Genomic DNA, 21,871 nt, shown 5'->3' on the forward strand with positions numbered 1-21,871 from the left:
TAACAAGAGCCTGCAGGAGGTTCTGACGTTCCTTGAAGTATAGGGGAGAAATCCCCTATTTAATGGTTTAGTGTAACTTTTTTGCAAAGTCTACAATACCATATGAATATTTACCAAACAATCTGAAAAAAGGATTATCAATTATTTTTGAACTATGAATAGCCTGACTTATTATGACTATTACAAAGAACAAACCAAACATTTCTGTGTAGGAAAACCTATAAATTTGCGGAGCTCCATTGACCTGTCCATAAAGCAGCACAATTGCAAATATCAAGATTATATATGACAATACTTTCCTATGCTTAATTTCAGATTCATTGATTCTTTTAACATAGAAAAACAATACAATTCCCATTGTATAAACAAGTATCTGCGTTAATGGTCCGAAAGACGAAATATATGTGTTGTAAATAACAGGATCATTATCAACAGGAATTACATTAGCAAGTCTAGCATTCAGCCATGGATTAGCCAGATAAACTAATATAAATAAAGCTATTGATTTCTCCAAACAATCAACAAATTTATATAAAAGTGGAGAAATAATTATAAAAATTATGAGCACACCTAAATACCAATCCACCCCCAGAATACTATCTGTGTAATGTGGAAAAAATCCATGAATAAAGAATATATGCGCAATAATGTTTTTAACGGTTACATGTCCTTCATTACCAAGCCAATATGTGCTCCATGATTTTGTTAGCATGCTACAAATTATTGCAAAATAATACATAGGCATAAGTCTCAATACTTTTTTCTTATACCATCTCAATATCTGCGAAACTATAACATCTTTTCGTTCTGGAAAATAATTACTAAGAGATTCAAATGTAAGCATAGCAGAAATAATGAAAAACATTTGCACGCCTCTTCCACCATTTGAACCAATATTACCAAATACACCTGGTAATGCACTCCCCCCTGTATGCACCATCGTTACTCCTAGGATTGCTAAGCCCTTTAAAGCATCTATATAACTGATGTTCTTCCCCTTCATTAAGGCCTCCAAAATGTGTACTTTTTTGTTTTCTATAAAATGTAAAATCAACATTTTTCATTATAAGACTTTTACTGAGTAAAAGCCATATAAATCAGCATTTTCAAGAATTCTTGTTCCTCAAAATAGCTCCTATATTTAACTCCACGAGAATGTACACCTTCTTGTGAGAAGATGCACTCACTATAAAGTGGCATTCTTGTATATGCTTGCTCTATAACGATAGGTGGAAGGTGGCATATTTACACGCCTAGCCGCCTCTTCCGTTGATACTTTTCCTGCCTCCCACTTCTGATAAACTTCATGGAAATTATCTGGCAATGGCTTTGGTGGTCTACCAAGTTTAACTCCCCTCGCTTTTGCCGCCGCAATACCTTCCGCTTGTCGCTGGTGAATAGTTCGGTATTCCGTTTCCGCTACATAAGACAAAAGTGCAAGTATCAAGTCACTTATAAACGTTCCCAGAAGATTCTTCTCTCTTCTTGTGTCCAGAATAGGCATATCAATAACTACAACATCAGCACCTTTTTCCTTTGTTATGATACGCCATTGTTCGCTGAGATCTCGATAACTACGTCCCAACCTATCAATTGACTTAATATACAGAACTGAATCACTATTCAGCTTCCTCAACAACTTCTTGTACTGTGGGCGTTCAAAATTTTTACCGGACAACTTGTCCAGATAGATATTCTGCTCTGGTACTCCCATTTCCATCAAGGCAATAATCTGCCTATCCTCGTTCTGCTCTCTTGTTGAAACTCTAGCGTAGCCATAAATAGTTTCTTTACTCATGTTCAATTACCTCCTTTTCTTCAGGTCTATATCTTAAAAATAAGCATAATAAAACCGCCAATCCTTAGACTGACGGTTTAAAAATCGGATTTAATGGTGTCATGCGCCAATGTTCGTCATCAAGTTTCTCAAGTTCAGGAATCAAATCCTGATCTGCGGTAGCTTTTTCAAGCCAGCGCTTGTATTCATCCTTTATATTCATAATATCCACCCTTTACATCAACAAGAGATCCTCAAAAACTCCGCCTTCCCATGTATCTTCAGCTTCTCGCTATTCGCCGGAACAAAGATGCAGTCGCCTCTGAATATGTTAATGCTGACATCTTCACCGAACATCACTCCGCAACCATCGATACAGAGTAACACTTCAAACGACGTCTCACTGCTCTGGAACTCAGCCATGGTCTTGATCCGTTCTGTGTTGATCAGCATTCTTTCAACCTGAAAATACTTACAGCGGCTAAGTAGTTCATATGCACTACCCGGTTTGTACTGCAGTTTTCTCATAGGCTGACGTGGTTCTGCAGATGAACTTAAATTCATTACATCAAGAGCTTTTTCGATATGAAGTTCTCTGAGTTTTCCGTTTTTATCTACACGGTTGTAATCATAGAGTCTGTATGTCAAGTTACTGCTCTCCTGAATTTCAGCGATCAGGATACCCCCACCGATGGCATGAACCGTTCCGGCTTCGATGTAGAACATATCGCCTTTATGAACCGGAACAGTGTGCATGTATTTTTCAATGCTTCCGTCAGCTATGCTAGACCTAACCTGCTCCTTCGTCACTTCATTCTTAAACCCATAGACGAGTTCAGCACCGGGTTCAGCATCAACCACATACCACATTTCCGTCTTACCAAGCTGACCATTTTCATGCTCTTTTGCGTACTGATCAGAGGGATGCACCTGAACTGACAAATCATTCTTGGCATCAATAAACTTTACAAGAATCGGAATTCCTTCGTCGATGACCGATATCGGATGAGTTCCCAGAAACTCCGGATGAGACTTAAGCACCTCTGCCAGGGTCATTCCTTCATATTCACCGGATGCAACGACGCTTGGTCCATCCGGATGTGTAGAACACTCCCAGGTCTCTGCAAGAGGGGTCAGATCTATCCCTTTTGCATATTCATCATTAAGACGCTGACCACCCCAAATGTAATCCTTACCGGCCGGTGATAGCAAGAACGGCTTATTTCCAAAGCTAATGCTATCCTGATTTGCCATACCTCTCCGGTCGATCATGCTATCTTTTTTGATCACGCTATTCTCCCTGTCATCACTTTTATTCTCACCAGAATTTCTCAGCTTATCTGTGCCTTTACTCTCACTCACACAACCACAATCAGAAACCACAACATCCTCAGATCTCAAGCTTGTACTTCTTCTTGTCATGTACGCTGATCTCCTTTCCAAGCTGGATTTCGATAAGCTGCAGCTCAGAATCGGCGATTATTGTGTGACGGCAGCCTGCCTGCATGGTAACGACATCTCCGGCTTTAACATTCTGCACCATACCATCTACCACAGTTCTTCCGTTACCGGAAATGATAGTCCACACCTCATCCCTGTTTTGGTGACTATGATAATTCATAGAGTGGCCTTTATGTAAAGTCACCTTGATTGTCATGGATTCCTTTTCAACATCGAGAACCAAATATGATCCCCATGATTTCTCAGCAAACATAATCGGCTGCTCGTACTTATCCACAAAAGGTTTTATGTAAGAACTCTGAGCTTTATCAGATACCAGAATCCCTTCAGGAGAAGCTGATATAACTACATCCTTCAGTCCCATTGCCAAAACAGGTACATCAAGGTCGTTTACAATGTGTACGTTTTCACATGTTTCATTCATCTCACCTTTTCCGACAATGTTTTCGCTCATAGCTTCAGTGAGGGTATTCCATGTTCCGAGATCCTTCCAGAGACCATTGAAACGGAGCACCTGAATGTCAGCCTCTTTCTCGACGACAGCGTAGTCGAAACTGATCTTCGTGCACTCATCGTAATGTTGATAAAGATCATAATAATCATCAAATTTGATCAGCTCATGTGCACGTTTGAGAACATAGCCAAGCCTATAAGCAAATATTCCCCCATTCCAAAGCGCCCCTTGCTTCAGGTACTCTTTTGCCGTCTCCAGATCAGGCTTCTCCTTAAAGCTCGCAACCTTTGACACAGTATCTTTAGTTTCAGGAATGATATATCCATACTTCTCAGAAGGATATGTCGGTTCCATACCAAGAAGCGTAAGATTAGCCGCTCCTTCCTCTGCAAGTTCAGCCAACTTCTTCAAAGCAGCAAAATAATCATCTTCAACGTAAGGATCCACCGGACAGACAACAACTGCCTCATTCTCACCCACACCTGCTACGTCATGAAGATAAGCTGTTGCCAATGCGATAGCCGGAAAAGTATCTCTTCTGCAAGGCTCGATGGACACACCTACGTTTTCGCCCAACTGATTATGAATTTCAGACACCTGGCTCTTGGAGGTTGCCACTGTAACCTTGGCACCAGTATCGATCTTCCTGATGGAGTTGTACATTCTCTGTGCCATAGAGACATACTCGCCCTCATTTTTTTCATCCTTGAATATCTTAATAAACTGCTTAGAGCGAACATCATTTGACAGTGGCCACAAACGCTTTCCTGAACCACCTGATAAAAGAACTATATTCATACACATTACCTCTTTTTTGACCACTCAGTTGCCATGATTCCAGTGAAGAACTTTTTTGTTATACTTCTGATGACCCCAAATGAAATTCACAAGTACATCCACTGAGTTCCTTTATTAATAAACAAAACGAGCCACTGTAAGTCATCTCTTCCTCACAGCAGCCCATTAACCATTGACTTACGATATTTTTCTTAGATATTTAGAGCTTTCAAAGACCAGGAGCACTATATGTAAGCTATTGCATAATAGTTGCCACTGGCAAACTATTCCTTTTACATTACACCGATTTTATCTCTCTGCCCTCATCGGATTATTAAGGAAATCCTCATAAGACAGTCTGATACCTTCATCAAGACTGTACTTCGGCTCCCATCCCATTTCCTTGCTCTTACTAACATCAAGAAGCTTTCTCGGAGTTCCGTTAGGCTTGGTCGTATCCCACTTGATTTCTCCTGTGTAACCGATGATCTTTGCAACACGCTCAGTAAGATCTTTAATTGTCAGTTCCTTACCGGTACCTGCGTTAACAGTCTCATCGCCACTGTAGTTATTCATAAGGAATACACAAAGGTTAGCAAGGTCATCAACATACAGGAACTCACGTAACGGTGAACCATCCCCCCAACAGGTAACTTCTGTAAGACCATTCACCTTAGCTTCATGAAAACGACGGATCAGAGCCGGCAGAACATGACTGTGTGTCGGATGATAGTTGTCATTCGGTCCATAAAGATTTGTAGGCATTACAGAAATGTAATCTGTACCATACTGCTTGTTTAAAAACTCGCAATACTTAAGTCCGGAAATCTTGGCAAGAGCATACGCCTCATTAGTCTTCTCAAGCTCAGATGTCAAGAGACACGACTCCGGCATAGGCTGAGGCGCCATGCGAGGATAAATGCAGGATGAACCGAGGAACTCCAATTTCTTGCATCCGTTCTGCCATGCTGAATGAACCACGTTCATCTCAAGTATCATGTTTTCATACATAAAATCAGCCAAATGCTCCTGATTTGCGATAATACCGCCAACCTTAGCAGCCGCAAGGAACACGTACTCCGGTTTCTCAGCCTCAAAGAATGCTTCAACCTGGTCCTGTCTGGTCAGATCAAGTTCTTTATGTGTTCTTGTAATAATGTTTGTATAGCCCTGTCTCTGTAACTCTCTTACGATAGCAGAACCCACCATGCCGCGATGACCTGCGACATAAATCTTTGCATCCTTAGCCATAGGAGCCTGTTTGGCTCTATACTGTTCAGGCATCATAACGATTTTACCTTCTTTCAAATCTATTTACTTAACAACACCCTTCTCAAGGTACTCTGCGAGGTTGGTCCTAATATGCTCTTCAGCTCTCTCAACAGCAACCTTCTTCATATCATAGTCAACCATGATTTTAACAAGCTCCTCAAAGCTTGTCTTAGTAGGATTCCATCCAAGTTCTCTCTTTGCCTTAGAAGGATCACCCCAAAGGTTAACTACATCAGTCGGTCTATAGAAATCCGGAGATACCTCAACTAGTACCTTTCCGGTTGCCTTATCAATACCCTTCTCATCCATGCCTGAACCTGTGAACTCAAGCTCGATACCGGCATGATGGAATGCAAGCTGTGTGAACTCACGTACACTGTGCTGTACACCGGTCGCAATTACGAAATCTTCCGGTTTATCGTTCTGGAGGATCAGCCACATACACTCAACGTAATCCTTTGCATATCCCCAGTCACGAAGAGAATCAAGATTTCCAAGATAGAGCTTATCCTGCTTGCCCTGAGCAATACGAGATGCTGCAAGAGTTATCTTTCTTGTAACAAACGTCTCGCCACGTCTCTCGGACTCATGATTGAAAAGGATACCGGAACAGCAAAACATGTTGTATGCCTCACGATACTCCTTTGTGATCCAGAAACCATACTGCTTTGCTACAGCGTATGGTGAATATGGATGGAACGGAGTATTCTCGTTCTGAGGTACCTCTTCAACCTTGCCGTAAAGCTCTGAGGTCGAAGCCTGGTAGATACGACAAGTACTTGCCAATCCTGTGATTCTAACGGCTTCCAGTACTCTCAACACTCCTGTAGCATCGATATCCGCTGTGAACTCAGGAGAATCAAAGCTTACCTGCACATGGCTCTGAGCTGCAAGGTTATATATCTCATCAGGTCTTACCATCCCGATAACCTTTACAAGAGAACTTGTATCAGATAGATCTCCGAAATGCAGATGGAACTGTGGATGACCTTCAAGATGTGCAATACGCTCTCTGAAATCCACAGAGGATCTACGAATTATGCCATGGACATCATAGCCCTTATCAATCAAAAATTCTGACAGATATGATCCGTCCTGTCCGGTCACTCCGGTTATCAATGCTTTCTTCATGCTATCAATTCCTTCCTGGGACTAATACTCTTTGTAATATATTTACTTAATCCGAGCATAGATAATCTTTGACCATCCATGCTGAGATTCTTTATAATATGCGTATTATAAGCGAAGTCATCATAAATTCGAATTCAAAATCTTGGCTTCCACTTACAAAATCTTGGCTTTTTGTTTTGATGATTTTTATTGTGAATTTCCTGCCCTTTTAACTCTCCTCGCTTTCCCCATCCGTATTTTCTGTTAAGAAAGCCATTATATCCTCAAAACTCTTATTACTCTTAGTTATAGCGCTGAGGAGCTTCTTGTTTCGGAGCTCCTCCTGCTTTTTCATCAGATCGTCAAGGATCGCTATGTCCTTGTCCATCTTTTCTTTATCCTTAAGCACGATCAGTTTCTGTTTCTCAACTCGTTCGTCTATCGATGATGCCGGTTTCCTTCCTCGTTTCATTTTCTTTATGCCTCCTCAGAGTATTTTAAACGTGCGGTGATCTCTCTGACACCGGATTTGATCTTTGCATCGTTGATTCCAAATGCCTTGAACAATGTTTTACATGTGGCTGTTACCGCATGGTCAAGTCTGTAGTTACCATCAGCCTGCCTTATCATTTCTACCTTGCTGAGTTCTCTTATCGCAGCCGGAACCGAGAAATAATTCTGCTTGCTTTCAGTTTCTATCTTGTAGTCCTTCAGCATCCTATAAAGCTTGTTTCTGATGATTAACGCCACAAATTCTATGAAAATCTTTGCATGTATAGATTCCGTAGAGTGTACCCTGAAGCTCCTGTCTCCCATATAGGACTTGTCCTGACGGAAAAGCTTCTCCGAAACATCTCTGCCTTTATACAATTCCAGCGCTTCCTTTGCGGTCATTTTCTCAGATGTGATAATCGCGAAGTACCCGCAGAGGTCTATCACTTTGTTGATCTCTTCATACTTTTCTTTGGCGAACATGAACTTTTCATCTGGCTCTCCCTTTTTGCTGTATATAAGATCAAAGTATTTTTCCAGTTCCTTACCGAGCTGTATCTTTTCATGTTCATGCTTCTTCAGGAATGCAGCCAGTTTATCTATTCGCTCTTCAAAGTTCTCTCTTTCTGCAGTTTTCTTTCGGTCGCTGTAGAAAATATGGAAGTAACGGTCTTTCGTATCTGAAGCATACAGCTTTCTCTTCACAGTTATGCCACTCACCTGATACTCCCTGATACTGTTTTCCCTTCTGTTTTCGAACATGCCTTTTCTTGACAAAATCAGTTCATTTACAAACTTCTTCATCCCTTTGACCATTATCACGAACTGATATCCGCACTTGTCCATGTAGTGGATGTTCTCTTCACTGAAATATCCACGGTCAAGGATGAATCCTACATTTTCATAACCATAACCTTTTGCTTTTTCAAGCATAAACTGAAGCTGGGCAACATCGGTAATACTTCCCGGATAATCTTCATAAAACAGAGGTATCGAATTATCACAATCGTAAGCTACGGCATAATTTATTATTGGTTTCCCCTGATCATCTTTTGCATGACCGTACTCAACCAGATCAATGTCTCCAGCCTCGCAGTTCTTGTTAGTTGAATCATAAGAGATATAAATCTTCTGTCGGTGATCATGCTGCAGGTTCCACTGGTTCTGAAACTCGACTGCCTGTGACTGGCTGATACTGTTGATGAAATCGCTCACTTTCGAATCACTGTATATCCTCATCGCTTTGGTAAACAAAGGATGGTCAAAAGCATAATCAGGATAATACTGATTTGCGTTGTTCTCAGCGATGATGCTGTATGCTGCCAGGTCAATGAAGAGACCGGCATCTTCACCTATGATATCGGCCAGCATATCATCGAGATGGTAATCTTCAGCCACCTTCTTTATTGCCAGATACGGTCCAACCTTTAATACGCCGCTTCGCTCAGATATGTTCTTGGTTTCCGGAACTTCTGCATCCGGAAAGTACTTAAGATAGTTTGTATTGGGATACATCATGTCGCTATCGCGGCTTTCGCACTTACCTATGGACGTCAGACTACCGACTGTATATTTCTTCTTAGGGTCATAGTGTCTTTCGTATGTGTAATAAACGTAAGTTATACCATCGATGGTTTTCTTCGAAATCCCCTTCTCATCTTTTGGTATCGGAACAAGCTCTTTTAAGAACATATCGGCCTCCTCTGTAGAGCGTTATTTAACTCTCTATAATTCTACCACGGATTCGCCCAAAAATCCAGGTTTTTTGGCGTAAATCCGTGGTTTTTTCGATATTTTTTTAGCCGCGAGTTAATCCTACGGGAAATTCACATTAATCCTACGGGAAATTCACATTTATAAAAAATATACTCGAGAGCAGTAGCTCACCACTGCTCTCGATATACACTTGGCGGAACGCCTTCTATTTCCTTAAATTTCGAACTGAAATAATGTGCCTGACCCAGGCCACACTCTAATCCAATCTGTTCTATAGGCTTATCAGAAAACCTGAGAAGCTGTTTTGCTTTTGTAATACGGACGGACAATAAATAGTTGTTCACACTAACTCCGTACTGCTCTTTGAATGATTTTGATAAATAGAATTTGTTAATAAAGAACCGTTCAGCCAAATCATCCAAAGAAATCTTTAGAGCATAGTTGGTATCCAGATACTCCTTGATGGGTAAAAGCACTGACCTCTTCTTAGGCATCTCTTCCTGATCTTCCGGATGCCAGGACTCAGACATGATAAGGGTCATGAGCGCAGATAAGTACTGGTTTATCAACATATCCCGCATGTAATCATCTGACTTCGCTATATTCATTAAAGCAAGATGTTCTTCCATGATAGCTTTCAACTTATCATCTGAAGAGGGCTGAAAAACCGGACGTCCCCCACGTTCACAATACTTCTGATAGATAGATGGCAACGCCGGCCCATAAAAGTGTATCCAGCGAAGCGTCCATAACTCATTCTCATCCGTTTGATGAATGTATGATTTTTCACAATCAATAAAGACACAATCCGATGGTTTTAACTCATACTTATGTCCTTCATAAATCAACACTCCGGAACCGGAGATAACCGTAAAAAACAGAAAAGATTGTAAGTTGGAACGGGAAGATTGATGCTGATGCAATGCCTTAAGCTCACCAATTTCCTGCAGATGAAACAGCGAACTTCTGGCAAAGGGGCTGGCTGTGTATAATACTCGATTAGAATCAACAACCAAGGGCGGATTTGATGCAAAAAGCTCAATCATTCAAATCACCTCTAATCAAGATACTCCCTTGACAACTCATCTATAGTGTCGAATGGAAAACACTCTGCACAGCCATCCGGAATATCCCCGAGTCTTTCAACGAACTCCTTAACAAGTTCTACCGCCTCTGTACTGTGCTTCCCCTCTTCCGGCATATGTCGAATACTCCAAATCTGGTCATAAATTTCCACCTGAGAAACCAACCTGTCAACATCAATCGAGAACTCTAATTCATTTTCTTCATTGGCTTCTCCATACTGCACAATAAGCCTGTCCAGTCTTCTAAGTATTGCTTCTTTGTTTATATCAAGTGGAATATACACCCTTAAATTATCCTTTTCTTCTTCCGGTTCCGGATGCATCGGAAGCTCCAACAAAGTCTTGTCCACCAACCACGGTTCATTTATATATAATGCTTTTTTATCCCTCGGCAATGTATATGGATCAATATCATGATGTTCCATCTATGCTTACCTCCCATCTTAATCATTGTATACCTTACTTGTACAACTATAGTAAGGGCTATTTTTTATATCTTGGTTAATTAAAGGAAGAACAGCCGAAATCATCAAATATCCTTTCTTTTGTAAATCATTAACATGCTTCAAAACAATGATTTCTTCCAATTTAAGTTTATCAGCAATAGAATGAATATCCGTGATGCCTTTTTTCTTAACATAATTATAAATATCTTTTTCATACTGTTCTGTCATATATTTGCTATCCACAATCATCATAGTTTTCCTATTACATGTTTCATCCACAGCTCATTTTCATATTTTAAAATGTGCTTTTTATTCTTATCACATCTTTTCTTTATCCGTTCTTGTACTGACGTGTATATCTTTTCATCCCATACGCTCCAGTATTTTCAAGGTGTTTTGACCGTTTGGTTGTTTACAATCCATCGCTAGTTGCACAAAAGTTTTGGAAGTTCACATGAATAATCCGGGGCTGGTTGAGCCACCTGTCCGGAGTTTGAGAGCCACCATTCCGATATTTGAGAGCCACCCGCCAGTAGTTTATTCCACGGTGTTCTTGACATGAGTCTCTATCACACATGATTGTCCGGCAATGAGGCAGATAGGCGCTTTTAGCTCTATTGCCGTGGCAAATATCCTATCATGTGTTACTCATATCAAGAGCCTTTCGCGGCATAAAACTACTGGCTCTACACTACCGGAAGATTGGCTCTGTCTCTGCCGGACAGGCGGCTCCGCCGCACGAGAATATTCATTCACACCAAAAATCCAGACTTTTTGGCGGAAATCCGTGGTTTTTTCGATATTTTTTATTCGCGAGTTAATCCTTCAGGAAATTCACAATGTATTTTGGTCCACTGCCACACCAACTATTTCTTAAGATTAATGTCATCATTTCCTAAAGGTACCTGTCACCCTTACGCACAAACTTTTATGTATCAAGCCAGTGTGGATATCTTCCACATTTAAAAAAGAACTTTCCTCGATTAATAAAACCGGATATCAAAAAGCATTAAAGTCATTGGTTGTAATTATATATAATACTTTTCTCTAAAATATATAGTCTTGCAAAAACAGTCACTACATTTTATAGTTTAGCTTTTTAAAACATAATCATATTTAATTATTTTTGTTTCTAACCACTTTTAATATTTTATTTAAATAATATATAATGTATTTTATTTCTTCAGTTTTCCAAAAAATAACAAAATTTATTATCAACGGGACAATACAACCTAATATAACTCGCATAATTATCCCCACGAAAGATTCTGGGATCTTTTTATCTGTAAAAAAAACAAAACCAAGTTCGCACACGAACAACAAAATTCTTTTAGCCTGAGTTAGGCAATAATTCACTTGCTCCTTTTTTTCAAATATATACTGTGAAAAGACTACCCTAACCCTTCCAAACCATAATCCCAAATGACCAACAGAAGTACCAATCATAATACCTGCCATCCCAAATGGTTTAGCTAAAATAACAGATAATACAACATTTAACACAGCAGCTATCAATGCAGGTATTCTATCTAATTCATATTTGCCAAAGGAATATCTGTAATAAGTCAAAAACTGATGATTCCAAAGTATATATTGATTTATAGAGAAAGCTAATACAAAACCCATACTCAAACAGTATTGATTACCAAGCCAAATATTTATAAATGGATTAAAGATTGTCAAATAGCAAGTTGCAATAATACACGCTATATTGAAACTCACAAAATCGAACATTTTAAATAATGGATAACCCTCCTCCAAGGGTTTGTCATATATATAATTCCCTATCGAAGCCTGAAAAGGTTTTAATAACTTCAACATAAATGTGGTTATATAACCTTGAATCATTGTATAGTTAGCAAGTAATCCAACTTGGCCTATTCCCAACAATGCAGATATAACAATATTATCAGTTCCACCATACACTGTAATACATACTTTTTGAATAATATTATTCTTAATATCCTTACCTATTCCTATAGACTGAATTTCTTTTTTATTTGCTTTTTTCCCCCAATCTATATAACTAAATTTCTTATTTGCCTCATAGGATATAATTATATTACTAATCAGATTTGAAAAGAAATTGCAGAATAAATAAATTAGATAGCTCCGAAACAAAAACAAAGTGGTAACTCTTACAATGTTTGATACGACATGAACACACGTATCAATCCTTGTGCAGACATATTCATTTTGATATACCGAAAACAATAGTCTCTTATATGCAAGAAAATATGTACACAATGTAATCGCCAACTGAACAAAATATATAAGATAAACATATTTCCACTCTAAATTATTATCAGGAATAATAAATTTCAGTATTGGTGTGATCATAATTCCCACAACCAACACAGCAAGGCCCACGTATATATATAGTGTTTTATAAACACTCATAATTATATTTATTTCTTCTTTATCGTTATTTGTGTAGGCAGGAAATAGTTTATATAGAATTATATTATCCAAACCCAAATCCGCCAAAGCAAGTAACGAGAATATATTTCCAAATAAGCCCTCATATCCAAGTAAGTCAATCGATAAAGTTTCAAGAAAAACTTTCCTAACAACCAGCGATAAAACTGATAGTAATATGTATGATACAATAGCGTATCCGCTATTTTTTAAAGTATTTTCAATTCTCATTTAAATATCTACCCTGATATTATAATCCAATCTTTTTCAACCATTTGCTTGTTTTTATGCTCATTGTCAAAGTAAGGGGGAGAAATAACCACTTTGTCAGGGTTGTTGTTAAGCCATGCTCCCCACCAGCTAAAAGTACTGTTTGCAATAATATTATGACTGCACCTACTCATAATGCTCATATCATACCAATCTTGATATTCTTCAAACATTGTTTTTTCTATGTAGATAGCATTTTTCAACTTGAAATTATCTTTTACCCATGAAATATCATTGCTAAAAAAAACAAAATTTTCATATCCTAATTTTTTCATGTAATCCATTGCTTTCTCATAATACCTTTTTGTACATATCCCGCCAAATTTATTTGACAGTTCAAGATAATCTCCTCTTCTAATATGTATTGATACGGCATCCGGAGGCAATGTTCTTATTAAATCAATTAGTTTTCTTTCACCTTCAGGAAATCTGAAAGCCTCTAGTAATTCATCTCTTATTGGATCAACATAATTAACTCCTTGAAAATAGCCATATATTATGCCTTTTTCCATTTTGAAAGGATTATTATCAAATACTTTGTTTTCGTTCTCAAAATAAAACTCCTTCTTCCAGGGCATTATTTTACCTATTACTTTTTTTAAGAAACTTCGATTTTCATATTCTTTCTTTCTTTCATAAAATAAACTTGATTCAACAACATCAATAGATACCGACGGAAATATATCCAAACTAAAAGGCATTGGACCATCACTATCATTGGTAATAACGCACTTCACCTGTCTTCCATCTTTTTTCAATCTTCTATATAAAGCGTATTGGAACATCTGATTTCCTAGACCGCCAGCAAAAGCCACAATTAAACTCTTTTCCATATTACTTAACTCCAAAACTTTTATTATTTAGCAGTATTTTTTACATTCTCTGAACTCTTACATATAAAATGGGCGAAAAATTCAAACAGTAAACGAATTGTTAATAATTTGAATCTACGAGACACCGAGTAGTCACTTCTCATCATTTCTCTACATGATACTTTATTATCGCGAATTGTTTCCAGGATGAACGAATTTATATTGGGACAAGCTTTAAATAAATAAATTCTAACCAAATCATCATAGATTTTCATCTTTTTCAGCTTTACAAGGTCTTCCATTTCTGAATCAATCAAAACCTTTTTTTGTATCTCTTCTGAATGAATTTTATCTTTGATTTTTTTTTCAATAATCCTTTCGTTTTTTTTCCTGATAATTCTGTAATGATAAAGTGTTTTATTAATATAAGCCACATTATTAGCTTTTAAAATGACCTCTATATTAAACAAGGCATCTTCTGCATAATGTACTTTTTCAGGAAACCAAGAATCTTTTATAACATCTTTAGAATATAACTTATCCCATACAGAGTATGTACAAAACCTATCCAAGCAATCGATTCCCAAAATTTGAGTCTTTATTAAATCATGAGCTGACACTAATTCATCTTTTCCATTATCTACTGGCAATTTATATCCCGGATCTTCTCCAACCAGATCGTACCTTGCACATGCAACTGAAACTTCGTACTTTTTTAGCAATGAATATAAAATCTCGTACATATGCACATCAACATAATCATCTGGGTCAATAAATCCAATATATTTTCCCTTTGCAATGCTAATACCATAATTCCTAGCAGAAGATACACCTTTATTTTCTTTATGAAAAGCTTTTATGTTATCATATTTTCCAGCATAATAATCACACATTTTACCTGAATTATCTGAAGAACCATCGTCCACGAGAATAATCTCTAATGGTTGATACGTTTGATGAATAAGAGACTGTATACAATCATCCAGGTATTCTTCCATATTATAAATAGGTACTATCACACTTATAAGCTCTTTTTTTTCCAAGGTCCTTCCCTTCCTTTTACAACAAACACTCAGACAAAAAATCTCAACTTGTACCGAATTGATTATGGTACCTTTCTATATTTCTCATAAGACTTATAATCCCAATCATCCAAAACGGTAAATAATAACAGCCTGTAAAAGGGTTAGAAATTACAGCTGATACACATGCTGATAATAAAGCTAAACACGCAACACTATTTTTATTTTTTTTGTAATACTTTACAATTTGGCCGATTAAAACGAACACAAAAAGCATAAAAACCAAGCCATATCTTAAAACTATATATAAATACCCATTATCAACGGTACTTACCAACATTTCCTCATAATTAGTATATGATACAAAATTTAGTATCTTAATCGGTACTGATTGAAGATTAAGGGCAGAAATCCTAATTCTACCCGACAAGAACTTATCAAGGCAAAAAGCCACAATCTTCCCTTTATTGTAAAGAAAAATTGATACAAAAGTGCTGATTGACATTATGATTGGGGCCAGTTTTGTCATCTGTGAAGGCCATTTTTCAGACCATGCCAACCTCATAATCCTATTAAAGTAGTATATTCCTACTAAACTAAAAAAAAGCAATGTTGAGAGTACGGCATTTCGCGCATCAAATATTTTACCCAAGCACATCGAGATTATACAGAATACCACGGCAGAGAAAAAATTTACTCTTTTTTGAATACAATAGTAGTACAATAACACATAATAAAACAGAAGCGTAGGGGTTTGACTATGATTAAACCCCCATGCGTATCTATCAGCTGTCTCCCATCCTCTAGGTGTATTAATATTCGGCACAATCCCCACAACACACCCAAATACGGCTATTATCGAAACTCCAATAGTCAATTTAATCGCCAACTTAAAAATCTTATCTATATCCCTATCTGTAACATATCTCGAGGCCAAACCCATTGTACATATCATAAGGAGAAAAAAATCTCGCACAAAAAAAGAAACACAAGAAAATAATGCTATAATTAGAATAATTAATATTCTATTCTTTTTCACTCTTCCTGAATTGTAAAGATTGATAACTATCAATAATAAATACAATAAAAAAGAAATCGCCATGCAGATTTTTCTTAATTGATCACTAAATGGCATCATTGTAACAGAAACTAACAAACCAATGTAGTAAATAGCAAAAGCACTCCTAAAAATCTTGCTTCTTATTGTTCTCATGATACACCTTTTTACACCTTAAATATATTTTTCGAAATATATTTAAAATAATAGTTATCGTATTGCTATTATTTTTTATATAAAAGTACTCCATCCTTGTTAATATATTGCATTTTCTTATTATAAAAGGACTATAATTCAAAGGCAAATCTACTCTTTCTTTAATCTTTTCCTTGATATTCTTAGAACATAAATGATATGATACTGAATCAAGCAAAAAATCAAAGATTTGTTTAATGTAGTACTCCGTTTTATTCTTTATCAACATATTGCCTGTTTTATCATCTATTCTCAATGACTTCAAAAGCATTAAGAATTCCACATACATGGTCTTATAATCATTTAAAATACCATCCGCATACATATGCAATCGATTTTTAGAGGATGTTAATTCAGAATGGTAAATATAGGTTGATTCGGGAAAATACTGAATTATAGGTTTATTTCTTAATAATCTATAAAAAAACACAGCGTCTTCACCAACGATCATATTTTCCGGAAATACTGCTCCAGAATTAATAAGATAATTATAATTTATCATTTTGCATACCGGTCCATTCAATTTTCCATTTTGTGATAATTTGTCCAATACATTTTCCATTGAAATATCACTTTTATTGTATGGATGCAATTTCCACACTGAATAATCATCACCCTTTTTATATATCAAATCAGAAATAATAATATCTGCATCGAAATCCTTTTGAAGAATTGACTCTATCTTATCCGGTATTATTTCATCATCAGCATCTACAAACATAATACGTTCGCCTTTGGCTTTTTCAATGCCAACATTTCTCGCTGAACTTGCGCCACCATTCTCCTTTTTTATAAAACTGTATGAAGTTTGTAAATTTGAAGTTCTAAACCACTCTTCTACATATTCATCAGATCCATCGTCAACAAAAATACACTCCACTTTAAAATCAGAATTCATAATAAGCCGATCCACTGAACTCTTGCATCTTTCAAGTTTATCTTTAGGAGTATTATATATAGGAATTATTATCGATAATAATATTTTGTTCATTTTATTATTTAGTATTTTAGAATTACAGTCTTATAAAATGTGTCCTGTTTTTGTTCTTCTATTTTATTAAACTTGTAACTTAACTTATGAAATGGAGTTTGTCCCTTTATAGCTTTCCAATTGTCACCATCATATAAATCAAATAATCTTAGTAATAAAATATGAGGAGTTGCATTATCTCTAGGTACTACTTTCTTCCACTCTTCCGGATATCTATCAAGTACAATTGAAAAAAAGTCATGAAGCAAAAAATAATCAAGCATTTGTTTTTCCCGCTTCCAATACTCATAACACAATTCTCTTGTTGCCATTAGTACTTTATTGTTAGTCTTTGCACTCATAAGCCATGATGAAATATATGTTGATTTACCATCTCTCCCAGGTTTTAGACTCTGATAAAAAAACAGTTCTGAATTAAAGAAATATTCTGGAATATCGCATTCCTGTTCACTACAGAAAACAGTTGCGTCCAACCACAGCCCTCCGTATTTTATTAATAGTTCTAACCTTAACAAATCAGTAAGATGCGTATTTGTTATTACGCCAGATTTCCATTTATTCATAATATACTCTGGAAACTGGACATATTGCTTCATGTTTTCAGATGTAATAAGGATAATCTCCCTATCTGATAAGTTTACGTTAATGGACTCATAACACTTTTTCACAAGTTCAGGAGCTTGTTCCATTCCCTGAAACCAACAAATCCAAACTTTCTTACTGGACTCATGTGGTAGAGAATCATCATATTTTCGATCAAATCCTTCCAAAACATATCTGTATTTTTTTTCCAGCTTCTGTTTTGTCTTAAGCTGAGTAGATAACCTAAGAATTTCAAGCGCTATTCTTGATTTTCCCAACAATAAAAACTCACCTATTGCTGTACCAAGTACACCTGCCCTCGCATACTGTTTAATCAGATTCATTCCACCTTGTTTCTCAAATGTTTCTTTGAGTCCCATATATTGTTTTCTCCTACTTGAGCATCTCTATAGTTCTTCTCATACCACTTTGTATATCGTACCTAGCTTGCCATCCAAGCTTTTTAAGTTTACTGCCATCAAGTCTCGCCTTTGTCGCTTTGCTATATCCCGCCGCTTCAACCTCATCCGGTAGTTCGAATACAACTTTTTTTTCGGCTATATCAGCTATTATTGCAGCAAGATCTTTTAACATAATATCCGACTTTTCATCAGCAATGTTATAAGCTTCACCATTTTCGCCTTTTAGTAACACATAAAGTAATCCACTTACAGCATCAGCAACATAAGTGTAACTGTAATATTGTGTTCCTGCAGACTTTAATACAATATCTTCTTCGGCAATACCTTTTCTTATAAATTGGCTGATTGCCTTTGTATCGCTCATAAGCATTGTCGGACCATATGAGCGTGTAAGTCGTGGAATTACCACATCAAGATTCTTTTGAGCTTTATATGCCTGACATAATGCTTCACCGCATCTCTTGCTTTCAGGATATCCGGCACGCATCGTGTTCGAGTTTATGTATCCACAATAATCTTCATCAAACAGTTCAACATCTCCACGGTTTTCTCCATATATTTCATTTGAGCTTGTAAATGCAAATCGTGTTGCATGATGTTCCACTGCAAAATCAAGCATATTCTGGACACCTATAATATTGGTTGTGATTGTACCAATCGGGTCAGTTGAATACTGCATCGGGTGAGTATTTGATGCCATGTGAAGCACATAATCTATGGTGCTAAAGTCATCCCATATAAAAGGTTTATTAATATCATATGGTATGAATTTAAGTAGTTTATTTTCATTCCATTTTGAGAACTTATCTGCTGCCTTCTCCGCATTTCGGCTAAGTGCATATACTGTACAATTTAGTCCACCTTCATTTTTCTGCATCAATACGTCAACAAGAAATGAACCTACCAATCCGGTTGCACCTGAAATCAATACACTCTTTCCATTTAACTTATCCCAAGGCAAATCAAGGCCGGCTACATAATCAAGATCTTTTATATAAAGCTCATTTTCATATAAATTCATGGCGTTCACCTACTTCAACCAATTATCCTTGTCTGACTTCAAATATGCTTTAAACATTTCCAGGTCATCTTTCGTCGTAAGCTTTATATTCTTATCCGATCCTGCAGCAAAATATAGCCTCTCTCCAAGCTCAACCATCATTGTATTGGTATAGGCCGAACCATAGATGCCGATTTCCTTCTCATATGCCTCATGGTATGCCCAATTAAGCTTTCCAAACTTATATGCCTGAGGCGTAGACACACGACGAAGAGTTTCTCGCGGTATATATTTCACAGTACTTATTTCATCGTCTACAACAAATATTTGCTCATTGTAAGGAAGCGATGTTACTGCATTTCCATATTTCTTAGCTTTCATAATTACATCTGTAAGAACGGTCTCATCAACAAGCGGTCTGATACCATCATGAATTATGATCACATCATCATCGGATACTTTACCTTCCAAATTATATACACCATTTCTTATAGATTCCTGACCGGTATTACCACCGGATACTACCCACTTCAATTTATCAATATTAAACTGTTTAGCATAAGCCCAGAGAATATCATGCCATCCATCAATGCAAACTACTTCTATTGCATCTATCTGAGGATGTCGCTGAAATCCCTCTAATGTGTAAATCAGAACAGGCTTGTCATATACATTTATAAATTGTTTTGGGATATCCTGTCCCATTCTGTGTCCCGATCCACCAGCTATAATAATCGCTACTGTCATTATTTGTTCTCCCATATATTTCTGCACTTAAGAATAGTTACATTATGAGCAACTCTATCTTTTTCAGGTGGTAATTTCATATAGTCTCCGTATAGAGACCTTTGAATAGCATCACTTTTTTCAGGAATATCCACTTGAATTCCCTCAAAAATTCCCTTCACCGGAGTACCAAACCACTCTCTTTTTACAACTTCTCGCTCTCTGTAACGTCCAAGCATATTACCACACCATTCTGATTTATAAAAATCAGATTTCCTTAGGATCTTTTCCAATTTATCTATGGTTTTATTTGTATTTATCAGTTTGGATATCGGAATCACTTTACAAAAATCCAGTATCATCTTCTCCATTCTGGGTCTGCTACGATTGGCATCTACTTGAATGCTAATATTAGCAATCTGGACCAAATATCTATGAAGAAGTATATTTTTAACTCTCAGCCATCTTAAAATTTTGTTATTTGGCAGCCCGTCCAAAGGAAAAACATCAATCCAAATGTGAGCCTTTCTCGGCTTTTCCGCAAGATGTATCTCTATTTCGGATTCCAGATCAATAAACTGACTCATTGCAAAATGCCAGTTTGAATCTGTATATCTATTGCATATACCAAACCCTTCCGGCATGTCTTTCTTAAGTAACTCATGAAACCTGTCAAAATCTTTACGTGGCATTCCAACATCTATGTCATCATCCCATGGGATAAAGCCTTTGTGTCTCAGCACGCCAATTAATGCGCCTCCCGTAAAATAGTAACGCAGATTGTATTTTTCACAATAATCTATAAATGTTTTTAATGTAAATATAGTTAGTTCCTGTACTCTTTTATTGTCATTCATTTTTATTCCTTATTATACTTCAACGCATATTCAACAAGCGCCTCTTTTGGATTCTTAAAGCAAGCTTCTAATTCTGTTACTCCAGATTCAATATCCTCTATCAAAGCATCAGTATTCCCTGCTGTACCTCTTTTTTGTTTGATATTTAGTTTATGTAGTCGAATAATGTATTCATCTTCTATCTCCGATTCCCAATATCCAACTATAACATCGTGATTAGCAGACATCGCATAATATATTAAATCCTAATCTATACTTGATGGGTGAATCAGCACTTCTTCATCAACATAGTCACAAATTTCTTTAAACCAATCAAGATACATTTTATTATATCCTATCCAATGCCAATTCTTGTTTGAGTAGCCATTTTTTGATATAACGTTGTATATATATTCAAAATCTTCTTTTTTAGGATCCGGATATTTCCATTCAATATCTAACTTAAGTCCTAGCTTAGCTGTTTTTGCAACCATGTCCTTAAACGTTGTGATCGTTAAACCAGAATATTCTTCGCCATATTTAATTCCAAAATCATAGGCATTTATCTCACGAAGTGTATGTTCACTTATGATTATAGCTTCTTTTATCTCTGTACCATCTTTATTTCTTGCAATACTATTTATGCTAGCATCATGCGAACATACCAAAATTCCATCTTTTGTTTTGCAAATGTTTATCCTATAACCATCGTATCCATTATTGAACGCATAAATAGCTGATATCTCACTATTTGGAGGACATCCCAATCCTTCACCACCTTTACTCGTAATTGTAATTCCGTTTGGCAGTATCTTTGAATGTTCGGCATATTTAATTTCTGATGATAATTCATCTTTTTTAAAAGCAGCATTGTCCATTAAAAAATGAATCATTCTACTCTGCCATTTTTCATGCTGATAGAGTTTACCCCCCCCATAGATACAATACAT

At 36.7% G+C, this 21,871-nt stretch carries 23 protein-coding genes; all 23 read right to left on the reverse strand.

What is annotated here, in order from left to right:
• Positions 1 to 67: 67 nt before the first annotated feature.
• Positions 68 to 1,003, reverse strand: a complete 936-nt coding sequence (locus tag BLV86_RS10755; protein WP_175456513.1) for an acyltransferase family protein — start codon at positions 1,001 to 1,003, stop codon at positions 68 to 70.
• Positions 1,004 to 1,186: 183 nt separating this feature from the next.
• Complete coding sequence (locus BLV86_RS10760; protein ID WP_090817088.1) at positions 1,187 to 1,798, reverse strand: recombinase family protein; 612 nt, start codon at positions 1,796 to 1,798, stop codon at positions 1,187 to 1,189.
• A 64-nt stretch (positions 1,799 to 1,862) separates the two neighbouring features.
• A complete protein-coding gene (locus tag BLV86_RS17845; protein ID WP_175456514.1) occupies positions 1,863 to 2,000 on the reverse strand; it encodes a hypothetical protein in 138 nt (45 codons plus the stop codon).
• A 17-nt stretch (positions 2,001 to 2,017) separates the two neighbouring features.
• Positions 2,018 to 3,199, reverse strand: coding sequence for a mannose-6-phosphate isomerase, class I (gene manA / locus BLV86_RS10765; protein ID WP_242873288.1), 1,182 nt, complete (start codon positions 3,197 to 3,199; stop codon positions 2,018 to 2,020).
• Positions 3,168 to 4,490 (reverse strand): sugar phosphate nucleotidyltransferase, encoded by a 1,323-nt coding sequence (locus tag BLV86_RS10770; protein ID WP_090817091.1) that lies wholly within the window; start codon positions 4,488 to 4,490, stop codon positions 3,168 to 3,170. Before BLV86_RS10770 ends, manA begins: the two co-directional genes overlap by 32 nt.
• Before the next feature lie 288 nt (positions 4,491 to 4,778).
• Positions 4,779 to 5,720 carry a GDP-L-fucose synthase family protein gene (locus tag BLV86_RS18100; RefSeq protein ID WP_090817251.1) on the reverse strand — a complete coding sequence of 314 codons (942 nt, stop codon included), beginning with the start codon at positions 5,718 to 5,720 and terminating at the stop codon, positions 4,779 to 4,781.
• Between the two features lie 63 nt (positions 5,721 to 5,783).
• Positions 5,784 to 6,872, reverse strand: a complete 1,089-nt coding sequence (gene gmd / locus BLV86_RS18105) for a GDP-mannose 4,6-dehydratase (RefSeq protein WP_090817094.1) — start codon at positions 6,870 to 6,872, stop codon at positions 5,784 to 5,786.
• A gap of 208 nt (positions 6,873 to 7,080) precedes the next feature.
• Positions 7,081 to 7,323 carry a hypothetical protein gene (locus BLV86_RS10785; RefSeq protein WP_090817097.1) on the reverse strand — a complete coding sequence of 81 codons (243 nt, stop codon included), beginning with the start codon at positions 7,321 to 7,323 and terminating at the stop codon, positions 7,081 to 7,083.
• Between the two features lie 5 nt (positions 7,324 to 7,328).
• On the reverse strand, positions 7,329 to 9,035 hold the full coding sequence (locus tag BLV86_RS10790; RefSeq protein WP_090817100.1) for an IS1634 family transposase: 1,707 nt from the start codon (positions 9,033 to 9,035) through the stop codon (positions 7,329 to 7,331).
• A 191-nt stretch (positions 9,036 to 9,226) separates the two neighbouring features.
• Positions 9,227 to 10,105 carry an AraC family transcriptional regulator gene (locus BLV86_RS10795; RefSeq protein ID WP_090817103.1) on the reverse strand — a complete coding sequence of 293 codons (879 nt, stop codon included), beginning with the start codon at positions 10,103 to 10,105 and terminating at the stop codon, positions 9,227 to 9,229.
• 11 nt (positions 10,106 to 10,116) lie between these two features.
• The gene (locus tag BLV86_RS10800; RefSeq protein WP_090817106.1) at positions 10,117 to 10,569 is read right to left on the reverse strand and encodes a hypothetical protein; all 453 of its coding nucleotides are present in this window, start codon (positions 10,567 to 10,569) and stop codon (positions 10,117 to 10,119) included.
• 18 nt (positions 10,570 to 10,587) lie between these two features.
• On the reverse strand, positions 10,588 to 10,842 hold the full coding sequence (locus BLV86_RS10805) for a hypothetical protein (RefSeq protein WP_139297910.1): 255 nt from the start codon (positions 10,840 to 10,842) through the stop codon (positions 10,588 to 10,590).
• Positions 10,843 to 11,706: 864 nt separating this feature from the next.
• On the reverse strand, positions 11,707 to 13,239 hold the full coding sequence (locus tag BLV86_RS10810) for a lipopolysaccharide biosynthesis protein (protein ID WP_090817110.1): 1,533 nt from the start codon (positions 13,237 to 13,239) through the stop codon (positions 11,707 to 11,709).
• An 8-nt stretch (positions 13,240 to 13,247) separates the two neighbouring features.
• A complete protein-coding gene (locus tag BLV86_RS10815; RefSeq protein WP_090817114.1) occupies positions 13,248 to 14,111 on the reverse strand; it encodes an alpha-1,2-fucosyltransferase in 864 nt (287 codons plus the stop codon).
• Positions 14,112 to 14,134: 23 nt separating this feature from the next.
• Positions 14,135 to 15,133 (reverse strand): glycosyltransferase, encoded by a 999-nt coding sequence (locus BLV86_RS10820; RefSeq protein ID WP_090817117.1) that lies wholly within the window; start codon positions 15,131 to 15,133, stop codon positions 14,135 to 14,137.
• 43 nt (positions 15,134 to 15,176) lie between these two features.
• Positions 15,177 to 16,325, reverse strand: a complete 1,149-nt coding sequence (locus BLV86_RS10825; protein WP_090817120.1) for a hypothetical protein — start codon at positions 16,323 to 16,325, stop codon at positions 15,177 to 15,179.
• Positions 16,297 to 17,355, reverse strand: coding sequence for a glycosyltransferase family 2 protein (locus BLV86_RS10830; RefSeq protein WP_090817123.1), 1,059 nt, complete (start codon positions 17,353 to 17,355; stop codon positions 16,297 to 16,299). Before BLV86_RS10830 ends, BLV86_RS10825 begins: the two co-directional genes overlap by 29 nt.
• A gap of 8 nt (positions 17,356 to 17,363) precedes the next feature.
• The gene (locus BLV86_RS10835; protein ID WP_090817126.1) at positions 17,364 to 18,317 is read right to left on the reverse strand and encodes a capsular polysaccharide synthesis protein; all 954 of its coding nucleotides are present in this window, start codon (positions 18,315 to 18,317) and stop codon (positions 17,364 to 17,366) included.
• A 13-nt stretch (positions 18,318 to 18,330) separates the two neighbouring features.
• On the reverse strand, positions 18,331 to 19,380 hold the full coding sequence (locus BLV86_RS10840; RefSeq protein ID WP_090817128.1) for an NAD-dependent epimerase/dehydratase family protein: 1,050 nt from the start codon (positions 19,378 to 19,380) through the stop codon (positions 18,331 to 18,333).
• A gap of 9 nt (positions 19,381 to 19,389) precedes the next feature.
• Complete coding sequence (locus BLV86_RS10845) at positions 19,390 to 20,106, reverse strand: IspD/TarI family cytidylyltransferase (RefSeq protein WP_090817131.1); 717 nt, start codon at positions 20,104 to 20,106, stop codon at positions 19,390 to 19,392.
• On the reverse strand, positions 20,106 to 20,942 hold the full coding sequence (locus tag BLV86_RS10850) for a LicD family protein (RefSeq protein WP_090817133.1): 837 nt from the start codon (positions 20,940 to 20,942) through the stop codon (positions 20,106 to 20,108). Before BLV86_RS10850 ends, BLV86_RS10845 begins: the two co-directional genes overlap by 1 nt.
• 2 nt (positions 20,943 to 20,944) lie before the next feature.
• Positions 20,945 to 21,169 carry a hypothetical protein gene (locus tag BLV86_RS10855; protein WP_090817136.1) on the reverse strand — a complete coding sequence of 75 codons (225 nt, stop codon included), beginning with the start codon at positions 21,167 to 21,169 and terminating at the stop codon, positions 20,945 to 20,947.
• 18 nt (positions 21,170 to 21,187) lie between these two features.
• Complete coding sequence (locus BLV86_RS10860; protein ID WP_175456515.1) at positions 21,188 to 21,814, reverse strand: glycerophosphodiester phosphodiesterase; 627 nt, start codon at positions 21,812 to 21,814, stop codon at positions 21,188 to 21,190.
• Positions 21,815 to 21,871: the final 57 nt, after the last annotated feature.

This window comes from Oribacterium sp. KHPX15, assembly GCF_900107835.1.
GTDB lineage: Bacteria > Bacillota > Clostridia > Lachnospirales > Lachnospiraceae > Oribacterium.